This window comes from Enterobacter sp. PL1, from assembly GCF_945957325.1.
Lineage (GTDB): Bacteria > Pseudomonadota > Gammaproteobacteria > Enterobacterales > Enterobacteriaceae > Enterobacter > Enterobacter roggenkampii.
Genome location: NZ_CAMFKT010000030.1, coordinates 1 through 17200, shown reverse-complemented (window position 1 = coordinate 17200; position 17200 = coordinate 1). Strand labels below are relative to the sequence as shown.

At 54.0% G+C, this 17200-nt stretch carries 16 protein-coding genes; 6 read left to right on the top strand and 10 right to left on the bottom strand.

Annotated features, from left to right (window positions below; translation table 11 throughout):
* Positions 1-54: 54 nt before the first annotated feature.
* Both serA and rpiA read right to left on the bottom strand, forming a co-directional pair.
* On the bottom strand, positions 55-1287 hold the full coding sequence (gene serA, locus N6P30_RS20850) for a phosphoglycerate dehydrogenase (protein WP_021242062.1): 1233 nt from the start codon (positions 1285-1287) through the stop codon (positions 55-57).
* A gap of 266 nt (positions 1288-1553) precedes the next feature.
* Positions 1554-2213, bottom strand: a complete 660-nt coding sequence (gene rpiA / locus N6P30_RS20845; RefSeq protein ID WP_003860091.1) for a ribose-5-phosphate isomerase RpiA — start codon at positions 2211-2213, stop codon at positions 1554-1556.
* Positions 2214-2340: 127 nt separating this feature from the next.
* On the opposite strand from rpiA, the gene argP reads away from it, so the two are divergent.
* Positions 2341-3234: a DNA-binding transcriptional regulator ArgP gene (gene argP, locus N6P30_RS20840; RefSeq protein WP_008499727.1), complete on the top strand. Its 894-nt coding sequence runs from the start codon at positions 2341-2343 to the stop codon at positions 3232-3234.
* Between the two features lie 43 nt (positions 3235-3277).
* On the opposite strand, the gene N6P30_RS20835 is transcribed toward argP, so the two are convergent.
* From N6P30_RS20835 to tkt, 7 genes are all read right to left on the bottom strand, one after another.
* Positions 3278-4009, bottom strand: coding sequence for an oxidative stress defense protein (locus tag N6P30_RS20835; protein WP_008499728.1), 732 nt, complete (start codon positions 4007-4009; stop codon positions 3278-3280).
* Positions 4010-4101: 92 nt separating this feature from the next.
* On the bottom strand, positions 4102-4737 hold the full coding sequence (gene argO / locus N6P30_RS20830) for an arginine exporter ArgO (RefSeq protein ID WP_021242063.1): 636 nt from the start codon (positions 4735-4737) through the stop codon (positions 4102-4104).
* A 149-nt stretch (positions 4738-4886) separates the two neighbouring features.
* Complete coding sequence (gene mscS, locus N6P30_RS20825; protein ID WP_008499730.1) at positions 4887-5741, bottom strand: small-conductance mechanosensitive channel MscS; 855 nt, start codon at positions 5739-5741, stop codon at positions 4887-4889.
* A gap of 186 nt (positions 5742-5927) precedes the next feature.
* Entirely contained in the window at positions 5928-7007 is a 1080-nt protein-coding gene (fbaA, locus tag N6P30_RS20820) for a class II fructose-bisphosphate aldolase (RefSeq protein WP_008499731.1), read from the bottom strand.
* Positions 7008-7099: 92 nt separating this feature from the next.
* A complete protein-coding gene (pgk, locus tag N6P30_RS20815; RefSeq protein ID WP_008499732.1) occupies positions 7100-8263 on the bottom strand; it encodes a phosphoglycerate kinase in 1164 nt (387 codons plus the stop codon).
* A gap of 49 nt (positions 8264-8312) precedes the next feature.
* Positions 8313-9332: an erythrose-4-phosphate dehydrogenase gene (epd, locus tag N6P30_RS20810; protein WP_021242064.1), complete on the bottom strand. Its 1020-nt coding sequence runs from the start codon at positions 9330-9332 to the stop codon at positions 8313-8315.
* 326 nt (positions 9333-9658) lie between these two features.
* The gene (gene tkt / locus N6P30_RS20805; RefSeq protein ID WP_021242065.1) at positions 9659-11650 is read right to left on the bottom strand and encodes a transketolase; all 1992 of its coding nucleotides are present in this window, start codon (positions 11648-11650) and stop codon (positions 9659-9661) included.
* A 272-nt stretch (positions 11651-11922) separates the two neighbouring features.
* Between tkt and N6P30_RS20800 the strand changes: the two genes are divergently transcribed.
* The gene (locus N6P30_RS20800) at positions 11923-12681 is read left to right on the top strand and encodes a M48 family metallopeptidase (protein ID WP_021242066.1); all 759 of its coding nucleotides are present in this window, start codon (positions 11923-11925) and stop codon (positions 12679-12681) included.
* A 209-nt stretch (positions 12682-12890) separates the two neighbouring features.
* Positions 12891-14159, top strand: a complete 1269-nt coding sequence (locus N6P30_RS20795; RefSeq protein ID WP_008499736.1) for an OprD family outer membrane porin — start codon at positions 12891-12893, stop codon at positions 14157-14159.
* Positions 14160-14210: 51 nt separating this feature from the next.
* Here the strand turns inward: N6P30_RS20795 and speB are convergent, their stop codons facing one another.
* Positions 14211-15131 (bottom strand): agmatinase, encoded by a 921-nt coding sequence (speB, locus tag N6P30_RS20790; protein ID WP_008499737.1) that lies wholly within the window; start codon positions 15129-15131, stop codon positions 14211-14213.
* Between the two features lie 448 nt (positions 15132-15579).
* On the opposite strand from speB, the gene N6P30_RS20785 reads away from it, so the two are divergent.
* The 3 genes from N6P30_RS20785 to N6P30_RS20775 all read left to right on the top strand — a co-directional run.
* Positions 15580-16140: a fimbrial protein gene (locus N6P30_RS20785; protein WP_023294516.1), complete on the top strand. Its 561-nt coding sequence runs from the start codon at positions 15580-15582 to the stop codon at positions 16138-16140.
* A gap of 63 nt (positions 16141-16203) precedes the next feature.
* A complete protein-coding gene (locus tag N6P30_RS20780) occupies positions 16204-16938 on the top strand; it encodes a molecular chaperone (RefSeq protein ID WP_008499739.1) in 735 nt (244 codons plus the stop codon).
* 32 nt (positions 16939-16970) lie between these two features.
* Positions 16971-17200, top strand: a 230-nt coding sequence (locus N6P30_RS20775) for a hypothetical protein (protein WP_260629974.1), incomplete at its 3' end; no start/stop codon positions are given.

The following is a 17200-nucleotide window of genomic DNA, read 5'->3' as shown; positions in this document are numbered from 1 at the left end:
AAACATTGTAGGTCGGGTAAGCGTCAGCGCCCCCCGACACCACAGACCGCACCATCAGTAAAGCAGACGCGCGCGAATCGTCCCCGGAATGGCCTTCATGCTCAGCAACGCTTTCTCGGCCACATCGTCATCCGCTTCGATATCAATGACCACATAGCCCATCTGCGAGTTGGTCTGCAGATACTGCGCGGCAATGTTGACGCCCTGCTCGGCAAAGATCTGGTTGATCGCGGTGAGCACGCCTGGACGGTTTTCGTGGATGTGCAGCAGACGACGACCGCCGTGCAGCGGCAGAGACACTTCCGGGAAGTTCACCGCAGAGAGCGTAGAACCGTTGTCGGAGTATTTGCTCAGCTTACCTGCCACTTCCAGACCGATATTCTCCTGCGCTTCCTGCGTAGACCCGCCGATGTGCGGCGTCAGGATCACGTTGTCGAACTCGCACAGCGGAGAGGTGAACGGATCGCTGTTGGTGGCGGGCTCCGTTGGGAAAACGTCGATGGCCGCCCCTGCCAGATGTTTACGCTTCAGCGCATCGCACAGCGCAGGGATATCGACCACCGTGCCGCGCGCGGCGTTAATCAGCAGTGAGCCCGGCTTCATCAGCGCCAGCTCTTCTGCGCCCATCATGTTTTTGGTGGAGGCATTTTCCGGCACGTGCAGGCTTACCACGTCACTCATGTTCAGCAGGTCAGACAGGTGTTGAACCTGGGTGGCATTGCCTAAAGGCAGCTTGCTTTCGATATCGTAAAAATAGACATGCATACCGAGAGATTCCGCCAGAATCCCCAGTTGGGTACCGATGTGGCCATAGCCGATGATACCCAGTTTTTTCCCACGGGCTTCGTAGGAGCCCGCAGCCAGTTTGTTCCAGACGCCGCGGTGTGCTTTGGCGTTAGCCTCCGGAATGCCGCGCAGGAGCAGCAGCAGTTCGCCAATCACCAGCTCCGCCACGGAACGGGTGTTAGAGAACGGGGCGTTGAAGACAGGAATACCGCGTTTCGCAGCAGCATTCAGGTCAACCTGGTTGGTACCGATGCAGAAGCAGCCGATAGCCACCAGCTTTTCCGCCGCGGCAATCACATCTTCAGTCAGGTGAGTACGGGATCGCAGGCCAATGAAGTGGGCATCACGGATGGACGCTTTCAGCTCTTCGGTATCAAGCGCGCCTTTGTGAAATTCGATGTTGGTGTAACCTGCCGCACGAAGGCTATCGATTGCTTTTTGATGCACGCCCTCGACCAGCAGGAATTTAATCTTGTCTTTCTCCAGTGATACCTTTGCCATTTACCCGACCCTGTTTTTGTCTGAACTGATGTTGTGCTGGATATAAATCCGCTGTAGCCAACATATCAAAAAAAACTATTGCAGCAATATGAACGTTTGCGTCAGTACGCTGAAGGAAAGTCATACAGCGCAAAATGGCAGAGGAAAATGCTATGGAAATTTACAAATGCGGAAGGATCGGCAAAAGAGGCATAAAAACGTGACACAAGTCACCGAATTTAGCGTTTCAAAAATTTTTTAGCGGGGGGAGGACTCCCCCCGTCAGATCATTTTACGATGGTTTTCACGCCGTCAGCGGTGCCGATCAGCGCCACATCCGCGCCACGGTTGGCGAATAGCCCTACGGTCACTACGCCTGGAATGCCGTTGATGGCGTTTTCCAGCGCAATCGCGTCAAGAATTTCCAGACCGTGAACGTCGAGGATCACGTTGCCGTTGTCGGTCACTACGCCCTGACGATATTCCGGACGACCGCCCAGCTTGACCAGCTGACGGGCAACCGCGCTGCGGGCCATCGGGATCACTTCAACCGGCAGCGGGAAATTCCCCAGAATGTCCACCTGCTTGGAGGCGTCGGCGATGCAGATAAACTTGTCCGCAACGGAGGCGATGATTTTTTCGCGCGTCAGCGCCGCGCCGCCGCCTTTGATCATCTGCATGTGGCCGTTGATTTCATCCGCGCCATCAACGTAAATCCCCAGACGATCCACTTCGTTAAGATCGAAAACGGTAATGCCGAGGCTTTTCAGCTTTTCCGTGGAAGCATCAGAGCTGGAAACCGCGCCCTCGATCTGCCCCTTCATCGTGCCCAGCGCATCGATAAAGTGTGCCGCGGTTGATCCCGTACCGACACCGACAATGGTACCCGGCTGTACGTACTGGAGAGCGGCCCATCCTACTGCTTTTTTCAGTTCATCCTGCGTCATGATCGTTTTGCCTGTGGTGTGAAAACTCAGGGCGCATTATAGAACACGTCGAATGGAATTCGTCTGCCACAAAGGGAAAATTGTGTCATAGTGCAGAATAAGCAAAATTAAGGAGCCAGCCAGAGCAATGAAACGTCCGGACTACAGAACACTACAGGCACTTGATGCAGTTATTCGTGAACGAGGCTTTGAGCGCGCGGCGCAAAAGCTTTGCATCACGCAGTCCGCCGTCTCTCAGCGTATCAAACAGCTTGAAAACATGTTCGGCCAGCCGCTGCTGGTGCGTACCGTGCCGCCACGTCCAACAGAGCAAGGGCAAAAGCTCCTCGCTCTGCTGCGTCAGGTTGAACTGCTGGAAGACGAGTGGCTGGGTGACGAACAAACGGGCTCTACGCCGCTGCTGCTCTCTCTGGCGGTCAACGCCGACAGTCTGGCAACCTGGCTGCTGCCGGCCCTGGCGCCGGTCCTCGCGGACTCCCCTATCCGTCTGAATTTGCAGGTTGAAGACGAAACCCGCACCCAGGAACGCCTGCGTCGCGGTGAAGTGGTTGGGGCGGTCAGTATTCAGCCTCAGGCGCTGCCAAGCTGCCTTGTCGATCAGTTAGGCGCCCTGGACTATCTGTTTGTGGGTTCAAAAGCCTTTGCGGAACGCTACTTCCCCAACGGCGTCACCCGCGCGGCGCTGCTGAAAGCCCCTGCCGTTGCCTTCGACCATCTGGACGATATGCATCAGGCGTTCCTACAGCAAAACTTCGACCTGCCGCCGGGCAGCGTGCCGTGCCATATCGTGAATTCGTCAGAAGCCTTCGTGCAGCTTGCACGCCAGGGCACGACCTGCTGCATGATCCCGCACCTGCAGATTGAGAAAGAGTTGAAAAGCGGTGAGCTGATTGACTTAACGCCGGGGCTGTATCAGCGTCGGATGCTCTACTGGCACCGTTTTGCGCCGGAAAGCCGCATGATGCGCAACGTCACTGACGCGCTGCTGGCGTACGGGCATAAGGTATTGAGACAGGATTAAAAAGAAAAGCCGGGTGGCGGCTACGCCTTACCCGGCCTACAGATTACTGAGCCGGTTTCGGCTGTGCTGCAACAGGTTCAAGCTGGAACACCACATCCACCTGATCGTCGAACTGGATTGTCGGCTGCTCGTAAGTTTCCTGAGCGGATACCGGCGCTGCGTCAGCCTTCATCATACGAACCATCGGGCTTGGCTGGTAGTTAGAGACGTGGTAACGCACGCTGTAAACCGGACCGAGCTTGCTCTTAAAGCCAGAAGCCAGCTGTTCCGCCTGGTGAATGGCATCATCAATCGCCGCTTTACGCGCTTCGTCTTTGTACTTCTCCGGTTGCGCAACGCCCAGCGACACGGAACGGATCTCGTTCAGGCCCGCCTTCAGCGCACCGTCCAGCAGCGAGTTAAGCTTATCCAGCTGACGCACGGTCACTTCAACGGTACGCACCGCACGGTAGCCTTTCAGGATGCTTTTGCCATTCTGGTAGTCATAATCGGGTTGAGTACGCAGGTTCGCAGAGTTGATATCTTTTTTACCGACACCGTTCTGCTCGAGGAAAGAGAGGTATTGCGCAACGCGATCGTCAGCCTGCTTCTTGGCCGTCGCTGCATCTTTCGCCGCCACATTCACCTCAATTGCCAGGGTTGCAACATCGGGTACCGCGTCCACGCTTGCGGTGCCTGACGTGACGATGTGCGGGCCATCCGGCAATTCGCTTGCCTGCACCGACACCGCACCGAAACTCACTAATGCCGCCAGGGCCATCACTTTAAACTTCACTGTCATTCCTCCATGTTGCGAAGAGTGCCCCAATAACAGGGCGCATGCCAGCAAGCTTAGCGGGTCTTATTCAGTTGTCCATAAGACAAGGATTAGTTGAACAATTCCTGGACATGATGAATCCCCTCTTTCGCCAGCTGGAAAGCGATAAACCACATCACCAGGCCGACCAGGGTATTAATGATGCGCTGGGCTTTGGCCGTACGCAGGCGGGGCGCCAGCCATGCCGCCAGAATGGCGAGACCGAAGAACCACAGGAAAGAGGCGCTGACCGTACCGAGCGCAAACCAGCGTTTCGGCTCAACGTCCAGCTGACCGCCCAGGCTGCCCAGCACGACGAAGGTGTCGAGATACACATGCGGATTAAGCCAGGTCACCGCCAGCATGGTGACGATAATCTTCCAGCGGCCCTGCTTCATGACCTCCGCGCTCGCCAGTTCGAGGTTGCTGCTCATCGCCGTTTTCAGCGCGCCGAATCCGTACCAGAGCAGAAACGCCACGCCGCCCCAGGTGACCAGCGCCAGCAGCCACGGAGACTGCATCAGCAGCGCGCTGCCGCCAAAAATCCCGGCACAGATCAGCAGCAAATCGCTTACCGCGCACAGCAGGGCAATCATCAGATGGTACTGGCGGCGGATGCCCTGATTCATCACGAACGCATTTTGCGGGCCGAGGGGAAGGATCATAGCTGCACCTAAGGCAAGCCCTTGAAAATAATAAGATAGCATGATGATTTTCTCGCAGTGTTGTTCTGGAAGCTGACTATACTGCGCGAACTACATTAGATGAAATGGATAATATTAATTGGGTATTAGCGGAGCTTATGAAGGTAAAGCCCGGTGGCGCTAGCGATTACCGGGCCTACAACGTCGGGGGATTACTCGGCGGCTTTCTCGCGTTTAAGATTCACGTCCATCTGCGGATACGGGAAACTGATGCCGTTGGCGTCGAAGTCGCGCTTAATGCGTTCCAGCACGTCCCAGTACACGTTTTGCAGATCGCTGCTTTTACTCCAGATACGCACCACAAAGTTAATGGAGGAAGCGCCGAGTTCATTCAGGCGAACCGTCTGCTCTTTGTCTTTCAGAATGCGATCGTCAGAAGCAATGATGTTGGTAATCAGCGACTTCACCTGATCGATGTCGGAGTCGTATGCCACGCTGATAATCAGTTCGTTACGACGCACCGGCTCACGGGAGAAGTTGATGATGTTGCCCGCGATAATTTTCCCGTTCGGCACGACCACGATGCGGCCATCGACGGTACGCATAGTCGTTGAGAAAATCTGCACCTGCAGCACGGTTCCGGCAATGCCGCCAAGGTCAACGTATTCGCCGGAGCGGAACGGACGGAAGGTCACCAGCAGCACGCCTGCCGCCAGGTTTGAAAGCGAGCCCTGCAGTGCCAGACCAATGGCCAGACCGGCGGCACCGAGAACGGCAATGACGGAGGCGGTTTGCACCCCCACACGGCCCAGCGCGGCAATCAGCGTGAAGGCGATAATGCCGTAGCGCACCAGTGCGGAGAGGAAGTCTGCCACCGTGGCGTCAATGTGACGGGCCAGCATTACGCGGTTAACCGTATTCGAGACAATACGCGCCACGATCATCCCGACGATGATGATGGCAATCGCCGCGACGATGTTCACGGCATAGCTCAGCAGCAGGGCCTGGTTGCGCACCAGCCAGTTACCGGCATTATTGATGCTGTCTACAACATCGAGTTGTTCCATTTATTCTTCCTTTTGTTAAACCAAAACACAAAATCCATCCCCCATGGAGACAGGCAGGTCAGTAAAGGGTAAACAAAAAGCACCGGCTTTGCCAAACAGATCACAAAAACAGGGCTGGCAGAGTATTGAAAAAGCATAAAAAAAGGCCCGCATTTGCGGGCCTTCTGATGCTGTTAGCAGCTCAAATTACAGAACGTCGATCGCGTTCAGTTCTTTGAAAGCCTGCTCCAGACGGGTCACCATGGACGTCTGCGCTGCGCGCAGCCATACGCGTGGATCGTAGTATTTCTTGTTCGGCTGGTCTTCGCCTTTCGGGTTGCCCAGCTGGCCCTGCAGGTAAGCTTCGTTCGCTTTGTAGTACTGCAGGATACCGTCCCAGGTTGCCCACTGGGTGTCGGTGTCGATGTTCATTTTCACAACGCCGTAGCTTACGGAGTCTTTGATTTCCTGAGCAGAAGAACCGGAACCGCCGTGGAAGACGAAGTTCAGGCTGTTGTGCGGCAGGTTGTGTTTCTTGGAAACGTATTCCTGAGAATCACGCAGGATAGTTGGGGTCAGAACCACGTTACCTGGTTTGTAAACGCCGTGTACGTTACCGAAGGACGCTGCAATGGTGAAGCGTGGGCTGATTTTGCTCAGCTCGGTGTAAGCGTAATCAACGTCTTCTGGCTGGGTGTAAAGTGCAGAAGCGTCCATGTGGCTGTTGTCCACGCCGTCTTCTTCACCGCCGGTGCAACCCAGTTCGATTTCCAGGGTCATGTCCATTTTGGCCATGCGCGCCAGGTACTTGGAGCAGATTTCGATGTTTTCGTGCAGTGACTCTTCAGACAGGTCGATCATGTGAGAAGAGAACAGTGGCTTACCGGTTGCCGCGAAGTGTTTTTCACCCGCGTCCAGCAGACCGTCGATCCACGGCAGCAGTTTCTTCGCGCAGTGGTCAGTGTGCAGGATAACTGGAACACCGTAGTGTTCAGCCATCTGGTGTACGTGGTGCGCACCAGAGATAGCACCCAGGATTGCAGCACCCTGAGGAATGTCAGTTTTCACGCCTTTACCTGCGATGAACGCAGCGCCGCCGTTAGAGAACTGAACGATAACTGGAGCTTTAACTTTAGCAGCAGTTTCCAGTACGGCGTTGATGGAGTCGGTACCCACGCAGTTAACTGCTGGCAGAGCGAAGTTGTTTTCTTTAGCTACCTGGAACACTTTCTGTACGTCATCACCAGTGATAACGCCAGGTTTTACGAAATCAAAAATTTTAGACATGTTGCTTAGTCCTGTATCTTCGGCCGTTAGAAAAGGTGCGAGCTCTTAAAAGCGCGCTGAAAATTGGGCAGGTTTCCCTGCCCTTGAATGGCTTACTTCTTAGCGCGCTCTTCGAGCATTGCTACTGCTGGCAGTACTTTGCCTTCCACGAATTCGAGGAATGCGCCGCCACCAGTGGAGATGTAGGAGATCTTGTCAGCGATACCGAACAGGTCGATTGCTGCCAGGGTGTCACCACCGCCTGCGATAGAGAACGCTTCGCTGTCTGCGATTGCGTTAGCCACGATTTCAGTCCCTTTGCGGAAGTTCGGGAATTCGAACACGCCAACAGGACCGTTCCACAGGATAGTTTTTGCGTTTTTGAGGATTTCAGCCAGTTTCTGTGCAGAAACGTCGCCCAGGTCCAGAATCTGCTCTTCGTCTTTGATGTCGTTTACAGATTTCAGGGTCGCGGTTGCGGTTTCGGAGAACTCGGTCGCGACGCGAACGTCAGTTGGAACCGGGATATCACAGGTACCCAGCAGGCGTTTGGCTTCGTCAACCAGGTCTGCTTCGTACAGGGATTTACCGACGTTGTGGCCCTGAGCGGCAACGAAGGTGTTCGCGATACCACCGCCAACGATCAGCTGGTCAGCGATTTTAGACAGAGAATCCAGAACGGTCAGTTTGGTAGAAACTTTAGAACCACCAACGATAGCGACCATCGGACGAGCAGGCTCTTTCAGTGCTTTACCCAGCGCTTCCAGTTCGTCAGCCAGCAGAGGACCGGCACACGCTACGTCTGCGAATTTACCGATACCATGGGTAGACGCCTGAGCACGGTGAGCCGTACCGAATGCATCCATCACGAATACGTCGCACAGTGCAGCGTATTTTTTGGACAGGGTTTCGTCGTCTTTCTTCTCGCCTTTGTTGAAGCGAACGTTTTCCAGCACAACCAGTTCACCGGCTGCAACGTCAACGCCGTCCAGGTAATCTTTCACCAGGCGAACCGGGTTGGACAGTTTGTCTTTCAGGTAATTAACCACTGGCAGCAGAGAGAACTCTTCGTTGTACTCGCCTTCAGTTGGACGACCCAGGTGGGAGGTGACCATCACTTTCGCGCCCTGCTTCAGAGCCAGTTCGATGGTTGGCAGAGATGCACGGATACGCGCGTCGCTGGTCACTTTGCCATCTTTAACCGGTACGTTCAGATCGGCACGGATGAAAACGCGTTTACCAGCCAGATCCAGATCGGTCATCTTAATTACAGACATGGTGAATCCTCTCGTTGATTCTTAAAGTTTTGCAGACGCACGATGCGCCTTACCTGAAACCTTGAGCAGCCATTGCTAACGTGGTGTCGAGCATTCGGTTAGCAAAGCCCCATTCGTTATCACACCAGACCAGCGTCTTGATAAGGTGTGCGCCACTGACCCTCGTTTGCGTGCCATCGACGATGGCGCTGTGCGGGTCGTGGTTAAAATCTACTGAGACCAACGGTAATTCCGTATAGTCAACTATACCATGAAATGCCCCCTGTGCCGCTTTTTGCAGCAACAGGTTGACTTCACAGGCTTTTACCGGTTTTTTCACCGTCACGCTAAGGTCGATCGCGGTGACGTTGATCGTCGGGACGCGCACGGCAATCGCCTCAAAACGATCGTTGAACTGCGGAAAAATTCGGGTAATCCCAGCAGCCAGCTTTGTATCCACCGGAATGATTGACTGGCTCGCTGCACGCGTGCGCCGTAAATCCGGGTGGTAAGCGTCAATGACCTGTTGATCGTGCATGGCGGAGTGAATCGTGGTCACGGTGCCGGACTCAATGCCATACGCATCGTCTAACAGTTTGATGACCGGAATAATGCAGTTGGTGGTACAGGAGGCGTTGGAAACAATGCGGTGTTCGGCTTGCAGCTCATGCTGGTTGACGCCAAACACGACGGTCGCGTCGAGGTCGTTACTGCCGGGATGGGAGAACAGGACTTTTTTCGCACCTGCCGCGAGATGCGCTTCGCCATGTTCGCGGTTGCCATACACACCGGTACAGTCAAGCACCACATCCACACCCAGTTCACGCCAGGGTAGCCCGGAGATGCTGTTCTCATGCAGCACACGAATAGCGTCATCACCCACAAAAAGCTGATCTCTTTCCTGGCGCACATCCCAGGCAAAGCGTCCGTGGCTGGTGTCATACTTCAACAAATGCGCCATGCCCGCAGCATCCGCCAGTTCATTGATTGCCACCACGGTCATTTCCGCCCGACGTCCGGATTCATACAAAGCACGAACCACATTACGCCCGATGCGACCGAAGCCGTTAATCGCTACGCGTACGGTCATAGATCTCCTGCAAAGCAATCCCTGAGTTTGAGGTGGCTGAAAGAGTAATCCAGCTACGCCCGAAGGGGAATCCTTGCTGTCACAAACTGCGATTGATTGGTCATTTGTCGAACATTTAATCGACTGAAACGCTTCAGCAAGAATAAGCGAATCGGGGAATAAAAGGAATGTCTGTCCAGATGAATAAGCGAGCTATATGACTTGCGTCACATTTTAGGTGGAATAATGCTTACAAAAAAGCCGGGTGGCGCGCTAGCGCTTACCCGGCCTACTTTCGAGCCATTTGTAGGCCCGGTAAGCATAAGCGCCACCGGGCAAAATGGTGATTACAGCAGTTCTTTCGCCTTCGCGACAACGTTCTCAACGGTGAAGCCGAACTCTTCGAACAGCAGTTCTGCCGGAGCAGATTCACCGAAGGTGGTCATACCGACGATAGCGCCGTTCAGACCCACGTATTTGAACCAGTAGTCAGCGATACCCGCTTCCACTGCCACACGCGCGGAAACCGCTTTAGGCAGTACGGATTCACGGTAAGCCGCATCCTGCTTGTCGAACGCGTCGGTAGACGGCATGGAAACCACGCGCGCCTTCACGCCTTCGGCAGTCAGTTTTTCCCATGCAGCAACGGCCAGTTCAACTTCAGAACCGGTAGCGATGAAGATCAGCTCTGGCTGGCCCGCGCAATCTTTCAGCACATAACCGCCGCGCGCGATGTTCGCCAGCTGCTCTGGGGTACGTTCCTGCTGCGCCAGGTTCTGACGGGAGAGGATCAGCGCGGTAGGACCGTCCTGACGCTCAACGCCGTATTTCCACGCCACCGCGGATTCAACCTGGTCACATGGACGCCATGTGCTCATGTTCGGGGTCACGCGCAGGGAAGCCACCTGCTCTACCGGCTGGTGAGTTGGACCGTCTTCGCCCAGACCGATGGAGTCGTGGGTGTAAACCATCACCTGACGCTGTTTCATCAGCGCCGCCATACGCACGGCGTTACGCGCATATTCAACGAACATCAGGAAGGTAGAGGTGTACGGCAGGAAACCACCGTGCAGGGAGATACCGTTGGCAATCGCAGTCATACCGAATTCACGTACACCGTAATGGATGTAGTTACCGGCAGTGTCTTCGTTGATTGGCTTAGAACCGGACCACAGGGTCAGGTTAGATGGCGCCAGGTCAGCGGAGCCGCCAAGGAATTCAGGCAGCAGAGGACCGAACGCTTCAATGGCATTCTGAGACGCTTTACGGCTCGCGATTTTAGACGGGTTCGCCTGCAGCTTAGCGATGAATTCGTTCGCTTTCGCGTCGAAGTCAGACGGCATGTCACCTTTCATACGACGGGTGAATTCAGCCGCTTCCTGTGGGAAGGCTTTCGCGTAAGCAGCGAACTTCTCGTTCCATGCCGCTTCTTTTGCCTGGCCTACTTCTTTTGCATCCCACTGAGCATAGATCTCAGATGGGATTTCGAATGCAGGGTATTTCCAGCCCAGCGCTTCGCGGGTCAGGGCGATTTCCGCGTCGCCCAGCGGCGCGCCGTGGGAGTCGTGCGTACCCGCTTTGTTCGGAGAACCGAAGCCGATGATGGTTTTGCACATCAGCAGGGACGGTTTGTCCGTCACTGCGCGCGCTTCTTCTACTGCACGTTTAATCGAGTCAGCATCGTGGCCATCAACGCCACGCACAACGTGCCAGCCGTAGGCTTCGAAACGTGCAGCGGTGTCGTCAGTGAACCAGCCTTCAACGTGACCGTCGATGGAGATACCGTTGTCGTCATAGAACGCAACCAGTTTACCCAGCTTCAGGGTACCTGCCAGGGAGCACACTTCGTGAGAAATGCCTTCCATCATGCAGCCATCGCCCATGAACGCGTAAGTGAAGTGGTCAACGATGTCGTGGCCAGGACGGTTGAACTGCGCCGCCAGGGTCTTCTCAGCAATCGCCATACCCACAGCGTTTGCAATACCCTGACCCAGCGGGCCGGTGGTGGTTTCTACGCCAGCGGTGTAGCCCACTTCCGGGTGACCTGGAGTTTTGGAGTGCAGCTGACGGAAGTTTTTCAGCTCTTCGATAGGCAGATCGTAGCCGGTGAGGTGCAGCAGGCTATAGATCAGCATAGAGCCGTGGCCGTTTGACAGCACGAAGCGGTCGCGGTCAGCCCATGACGGGTTCTGCGGGTTGTGGTTCAGGAAATCGCGCCACAGAACTTCGGCGATATCAGCCATACCCATAGGGGCCCCTGGGTGGCCGGATTTGGCTTTCTGTACTGCGTCCATGCTCAGCGCACGAATAGCATTAGCAAGCTCTTTACGTGAGGACATTTTAACTCCAGATCGGACTGTTAAAGGCCATGCCCTTGACGACAGCGCGTTTTGGGCTACGCCGGAAAAAAGTGCCAACAATGTAACCCAAGCCGCAAGTCATGTACATGGAGCATTCTTTTGCTTGTTAAGAAATCTCTGGATCATGCTCGCATGTTGCGCAATCTGCTCGCCCGGCCCTGTAGATATTCCTTATACTTAGCCCAACACCGGCTTCGCTGACGGTGCACTTTTCGGATTTTATTCAGATTAACGAGTACGGAAGCAACCTCATGAAAATGCGTGCAATAGTGCTGGCCCTGGGTACAACGCTCCTGCTGAGCGGCTGTCAGAATATGGATTCTAACGGTCTGATGACGTCAGGCGCAGAGGCTTTTCAGGCCTATTCCCTGAGCGATGCGCAGGTAAAAGCGCTGAGCGACCAGGCCTGTAAAGATATGGACGGAAAAGCCACGCTTGCGCCGGCTAACAGTACCTACACGCAGCGTCTGAATAAGATTGCTTCCGCGCTGGGCGATAACATCAATGGCCAGCCGGTGAACTACAAGGTGTACATGGCGAAAGACGTCAACGCCTTTGCGATGGCAAACGGCTGTATCCGCGTCTACAGCGGGCTGATGGACATGATGACCGACAACGAAGTGGAAGCGGTTATCGGCCATGAAATGGGCCACGTTGCCCTGGGCCACGTGAAGAAAGGGATGCAGGTAGCCCTGGGCACCAATGCCATCCGCGCAGCGGCAGCCTCTGCAGGCGGTATCGTTGGCAGCCTGTCGCAGTCACAGCTGGGCGACGTAGGTGAAAAGCTGGTGAACTCTCAGTTCTCCCAGCGTCAGGAGTCCGAAGCGGATGACTACTCCTACGATCTGTTGCGCAAACGCGGCATTAATCCATCCGGTTTAGCCACCAGCTTCGAAAAGCTGGCCAAGCTGGAAGCGGGACGTCAAAGCTCCATGTTTGACGATCACCCTGCCTCTGAAGAACGCGCACAGCATATTCGCGACCGTATGGCCGCAGACGGAATTAAATAATTTCAGAAGGAGGCAGTTTTGCCTCCTTTTTATTTCGCATGAATTGTTAACTTAACAGCACGTATCGATAACACCCCTGAAAGCCCCGCCAAATCTGCCCTGTCACATCGAAACACCCGGTCACATAATTATTGCAAAGGTCACTTTTTCCGGTAATTATCCCCCCTGCAGTTATTCAATTAATATATCCAGACAGAGACGTTCCCTCCGTGAAAAAAGAATTATCATTAATTGCTTTAAGTTTATTTGCCGCATTACCTGCCGCTGCAAGTCAGCAATCCGACAGCCAGGGTTTTATTGACGACAGCCATCTGGACCTGTTTTTACGCAATGCGTATATCAGCCGTGATTATCATCAGGGCCAGCAGGACAAAGCCGAATGGGGTCAGGGGATCATCGCCACGTTTGCATCCGGCTATACCGAAGGACCGGTTGGCTTTGGTGTGGACGGTATTGCTCAATACGGCGTGCGCCTGGACGGCGGCCGCGGCAAGAGCGGCGCGGGCGGCATCGACTTCTTTAAGCAGGAAGACGACGGCCGGGCAAAATCCGATCTGGCAAAGTTTGGCGCAACCGCCAAAATGCGCATCTCGAATACCGTACTGAGCTACGGGAATCAGCGACCAGAATTGCCTATCGTGAATGCCGACAGCTCCCGCCTGCTGTTTGAAAGCTATACCGGCACCATGCTGACCTCAAAAGAGATCGATGGTCTGGAAATCAACGCCGGTTATTTCACGGACGAGCAGCGTAAAAGTGACGACCGCCACGACAGCGGGCTGAAGAGCCTCTCCTTCGGCGGCGCGAGCTACCAGTTCAACGACCAGTTCAGCGGCGCGTTTTACGCCTCTCACAATGAAGAGGTAATGAACAAGCAATATCTGGGCCTGAACTTCAAACAGCCGTTCAGCACCGGGCAGCAGCTGGTGCTCGACTTCAACGGTTATAACTCCCGTCTGGACCAGAGTTATGCGGACAGCCTCGACACGGGCCGCAGCAACGCTATCTGGAGCCTGGCGGCGAGCTACATCTGGGATATTCACACGTTCAAAGTGGCGTACCAGCAGAGCAGCGGCAGCACCGGCTACAACTACGGCGGCTACCGCGACCAGGGCGGCGTGGGTGATGGCGGTAACACCATCTGGCTGGCAAACTCCTACTGGTCTGATTTTAACGGCGAAGATGAACGTTCCTGGCAGGCATCCTACGGTCTAGACTTTGGTGGCCTTGGCCTGCCGGGTCTGAGCTGGACCACCGCCTACGTGCGCGGGGACAACATCAAAACCGCAGAAACCAGCAACGGCAAAGAGCACGAGTGGTTTAATCAGATCCAGTACCAGGTGCAGGATGGCCCAGCGAAGGATCTGAAACTGAAACTGCGCTATTCCGTACTGCGCGTCTCCAGCAACGCCAGCGATTATAACGTGGGCGGGGACGAGATCCGCGCTTACGTGGAATACCCGTTTAACGTGTTTTAAAGGCAATAAAAAACCTCTCCAGGGAGAGGTTTTTTTTACGCCAGAAGAGGCTTATTCGCCTTTTTTGGCTGCCTGGATGTAGAGCATTTCCAGTGCCAGGGTCGCTGCGGCCAGCGCAGTGATCTCGGACTGGTCATACGCAGGCGCCACTTCCACCACGTCCATCCCGACAATGTTAAGATCCTTCAGGCCGCGCACCAGCTTGATGGCACGGTCTGAGGTCAGGCCGCCGATCACCGGCGTACCCGTACCCGGTGCAAATGCCGGATCCAGGCAGTCGATGTCGAAGGTCAGATACACAGGCATATCACCCACGATCTGCTTCACCTGCGCCAGGATGTCATCAACACCGCGATCGTTAACCTGACCCGCATCCAGCACGGTGAAGCCGTTGTCTTTGTCGAATTCAGTGCGAATACCGATCTGCACGGAGTGGTTCGGGTCGATCAGACCTTCGTTCGGCGCGGTGAAGAACATGGTGCCGTGGTCAAACTCACAGCCGTTGGCGTAGGTGTCGGTGTGGGCATCGAAGTGCACCAGCGCCATTTTACCAAAGTGCTTCGCGTGGGCGCGCAGCAGCGGCAGGGTCACGAAGTGGTCGCCGCCGAAGGAGAGCATGCGCTTGCCGGCAGCCAGCAGCTTCTCGGCGTGGGCCTGCAGCTTTTCGCTCATCTCACGCGCGTCGCCAAAGGCGTACACCAGGTCACCGCAGTCCACCACGTTCAGACGCTCGCGCATGTCGAAGTTCCACGGGAAGCGGTTGTGCTCCCAGGCCAGGTTAGTGGAAACCTGACGGATCGCCGCCGGACCATGACGGCCACCCGCACGGCCTGACGTTGCCATGTCGAACGGCACGCCAGTGATCACCCAGTCCGCGTCACTGTCGTACGGCTGGAAGTTCATCGGAAGGCGTAAAAAACCAAACGCGTTAGATACCAGAGAGTTATCGTACTGATGACCTAAAGTGCTCATGTCCTGTCCTCGTATCATAGATAGACGATCGTTGCTAAAGGTGAAAAAAAATCCCTTCCGCGTCGTTAAGCCCGACGAGGAAGGGATCGTTTCATATCGTAATGCTGTATGGCGCTAAGAATAGCGCCTGAATCCATTAAATTCAAGCGACTCATAAATACAACATATATAGACAACCCATCCTATTCACCAAATAAAGCCATAGCCATAAAAATATTATAATCTTTACAATCCATATATTTTCCAAGTGAATAGTTAATTCATTCCACCATCTATTTCGCCCTTGTAATTCAAAGGAAAAAACACCTCATATCATATTCATACATACATAAACAGCATGAGACAGTCTCAATTCGGAATTTATTTAGTTTCATCCTGTGGTTTTCTCTTTTTTTACTCCCTACAATCCCGCCGCTTTATTAAAATTTATGTCTAAATGGAATTATCTATGAACAAATATTTAAAAATTGGTCTTTTTACCATTCTGGCGGGAGCGGGTTCTGCAGCAGCGGCAGAAGATGGCACAATTACCTTTGACGGAACGATCAGTGACGCCACCTGTATTATTACAGGCGGTGACGCACAGGGTGAATCCACCTCTCCTGATTTCACCGTGCATCTGCCAAGCGTCAGCACCACCGCGCTAGCCACTGCGGGTCAGCGCGCGGGAGACACGCCATTCTTCATTAAACTGAGCGGCTCAAATTGCACCAACAACAAAGTCGCCAGCGTCTTCTTCGAACTGGCACAGAGCACCAATATCAACACCGCGACCGGTAACCTGAAAAACACCGTTACCACGGGTGGTGCCGATAAAGTTGAAATCGGTCTGTTAGATTCCAGCAAAGCTGTTTTGGATTTGAATACCGCAAACAATAACCCGAAAACAGCGGTCATTTCGGGTAATACCGCTCGCTTCGACTACTGGGCGCAGTACGTTGCCACCGGCGGTGCGGCAACGGCCGGTAAAGTCACCACTGAAGTCATTTATTCCATTAAGTACCAGTAAGACCTTTGAGCAGTGGGAGTTATCCCACTGCTTTCCCTGCCACATTTAGGAACGTTGAGCCTGATGGTCAGTAATATTCTCAAAGTAATGTTAATGGTGACATTGACGTGGTTCCCCTGCGCCAACGCCACTATACAAATTTTAACAACTCGTGTGGCATTCAATGCAAACGAGAGTGAACAAACCGTTCGCGTAAATAACCTCAGTAAAAACCCGGAGCTGGTGCAGGTCTGGCTTTCCAGCACCGACAAAACCGATGGGACGGAGAAGGAGAATCTTCCGTTCTTTATCAACCCTCCCGCTGCGCGCGTAAACGGTCAGAAAGGGAAAGTTTTCCGTATATTCCAGACAGAGGAAGCCGCAGGAAAATACCCGAAAGATCGCGAAACCCTGCTCTGGCTAAACGTGCTGGATATTCCACCTGAACTGCCGGAAGAGGCGGATCGGAATCAGATAAAAATGGCGTTCCGCACGATGATCAAATTTTTCTATCGCCCTGCGGGCCTGAAAGGCAATCCCATGCAGGCGGGCGACGATCTGAAGTGGGAACTGCGTAAAGTGGCAAAGGGCTACGACGTGGTGGGAACCAATAATTCGCCTTTCCACGTGAGCATGACGAGCGTGTGGCTAACGAATGCCGACAATAAAGACATTGAGATCCCCGGTGACATGATTGTCCCTTATGGAACGCTGGTTTATCACTTTCCGCAGGTGAGCGCAGTGAGTGGACGCGGCATATTTAAATACAATTATATCACTGATTTAGGCGCATATATTAAGCGCACCTATAACTTTTAACTTTTTATACGTTCTACCTTTCGGAAGGTCAAATGTCCGCACGCCATAATAAATACAGGCTTCTCAAAAAAGCGAAAAGTACCCTTGGCCAGATAATGATTCTGGCATTGTGCATTTCAGGCCAGGTTAACGCAGAAACAGAAAAAAAAGCGGTAAACTTTTCTCGCGGCTTTATGAATTTCTATGACAGTGGATTAGACCTTAGCCAGTTCGACGGGGTAGATAAAATCCAGCCAGGTGATTACAAACTGGAAGTATTTAG

Bases quoted from the DNA above. Each gene is read 5' to 3' on its own strand.
- N6P30_RS20785 (WP_023294516.1), top strand. From the start codon at position 15,580: ATGAACAAATATTTAAAAATTGGTCTTTTTACCATTCTGGCGGGAGCG.
- N6P30_RS20780 (WP_008499739.1), top strand. From the start codon at position 16,204: ATGGTCAGTAATATTCTCAAAGTAATGTTAATGGTGACATTGACGTGG.
- mscS (WP_008499730.1), bottom strand. From the start codon at position 5,741: ATGGAACAACTCGATGTTGTAGACAGCATCAATAATGCCGGTAACTGG.
- rpiA (WP_003860091.1), bottom strand. From the start codon at position 2,213: ATGACGCAGGATGAACTGAAAAAAGCAGTAGGATGGGCCGCTCTCCAG.
- pgk (WP_008499732.1), bottom strand. From the start codon at position 8,263: ATGTCTGTAATTAAGATGACCGATCTGGATCTGGCTGGTAAACGCGTT.
- N6P30_RS20800 (WP_021242066.1), top strand. From the start codon at position 11,923: ATGAAAATGCGTGCAATAGTGCTGGCCCTGGGTACAACGCTCCTGCTG.
- argP (WP_008499727.1), top strand. From the start codon at position 2,341: ATGAAACGTCCGGACTACAGAACACTACAGGCACTTGATGCAGTTATT.
- epd (WP_021242064.1), bottom strand. From the start codon at position 9,332: ATGACCGTACGCGTAGCGATTAACGGCTTCGGTCGCATCGGGCGTAAT.
- argO (WP_021242063.1), bottom strand. From the start codon at position 4,737: ATGCTATCTTATTATTTTCAAGGGCTTGCCTTAGGTGCAGCTATGATC.
- fbaA (WP_008499731.1), bottom strand. From the start codon at position 7,007: ATGTCTAAAATTTTTGATTTCGTAAAACCTGGCGTTATCACTGGTGAT.
- serA (WP_021242062.1), bottom strand. From the start codon at position 1,287: ATGGCAAAGGTATCACTGGAGAAAGACAAGATTAAATTCCTGCTGGTC.
- tkt (WP_021242065.1), bottom strand. From the start codon at position 11,650: ATGTCCTCACGTAAAGAGCTTGCTAATGCTATTCGTGCGCTGAGCATG.
- speB (WP_008499737.1), bottom strand. From the start codon at position 15,131: ATGAGCACTTTAGGTCATCAGTACGATAACTCTCTGGTATCTAACGCG.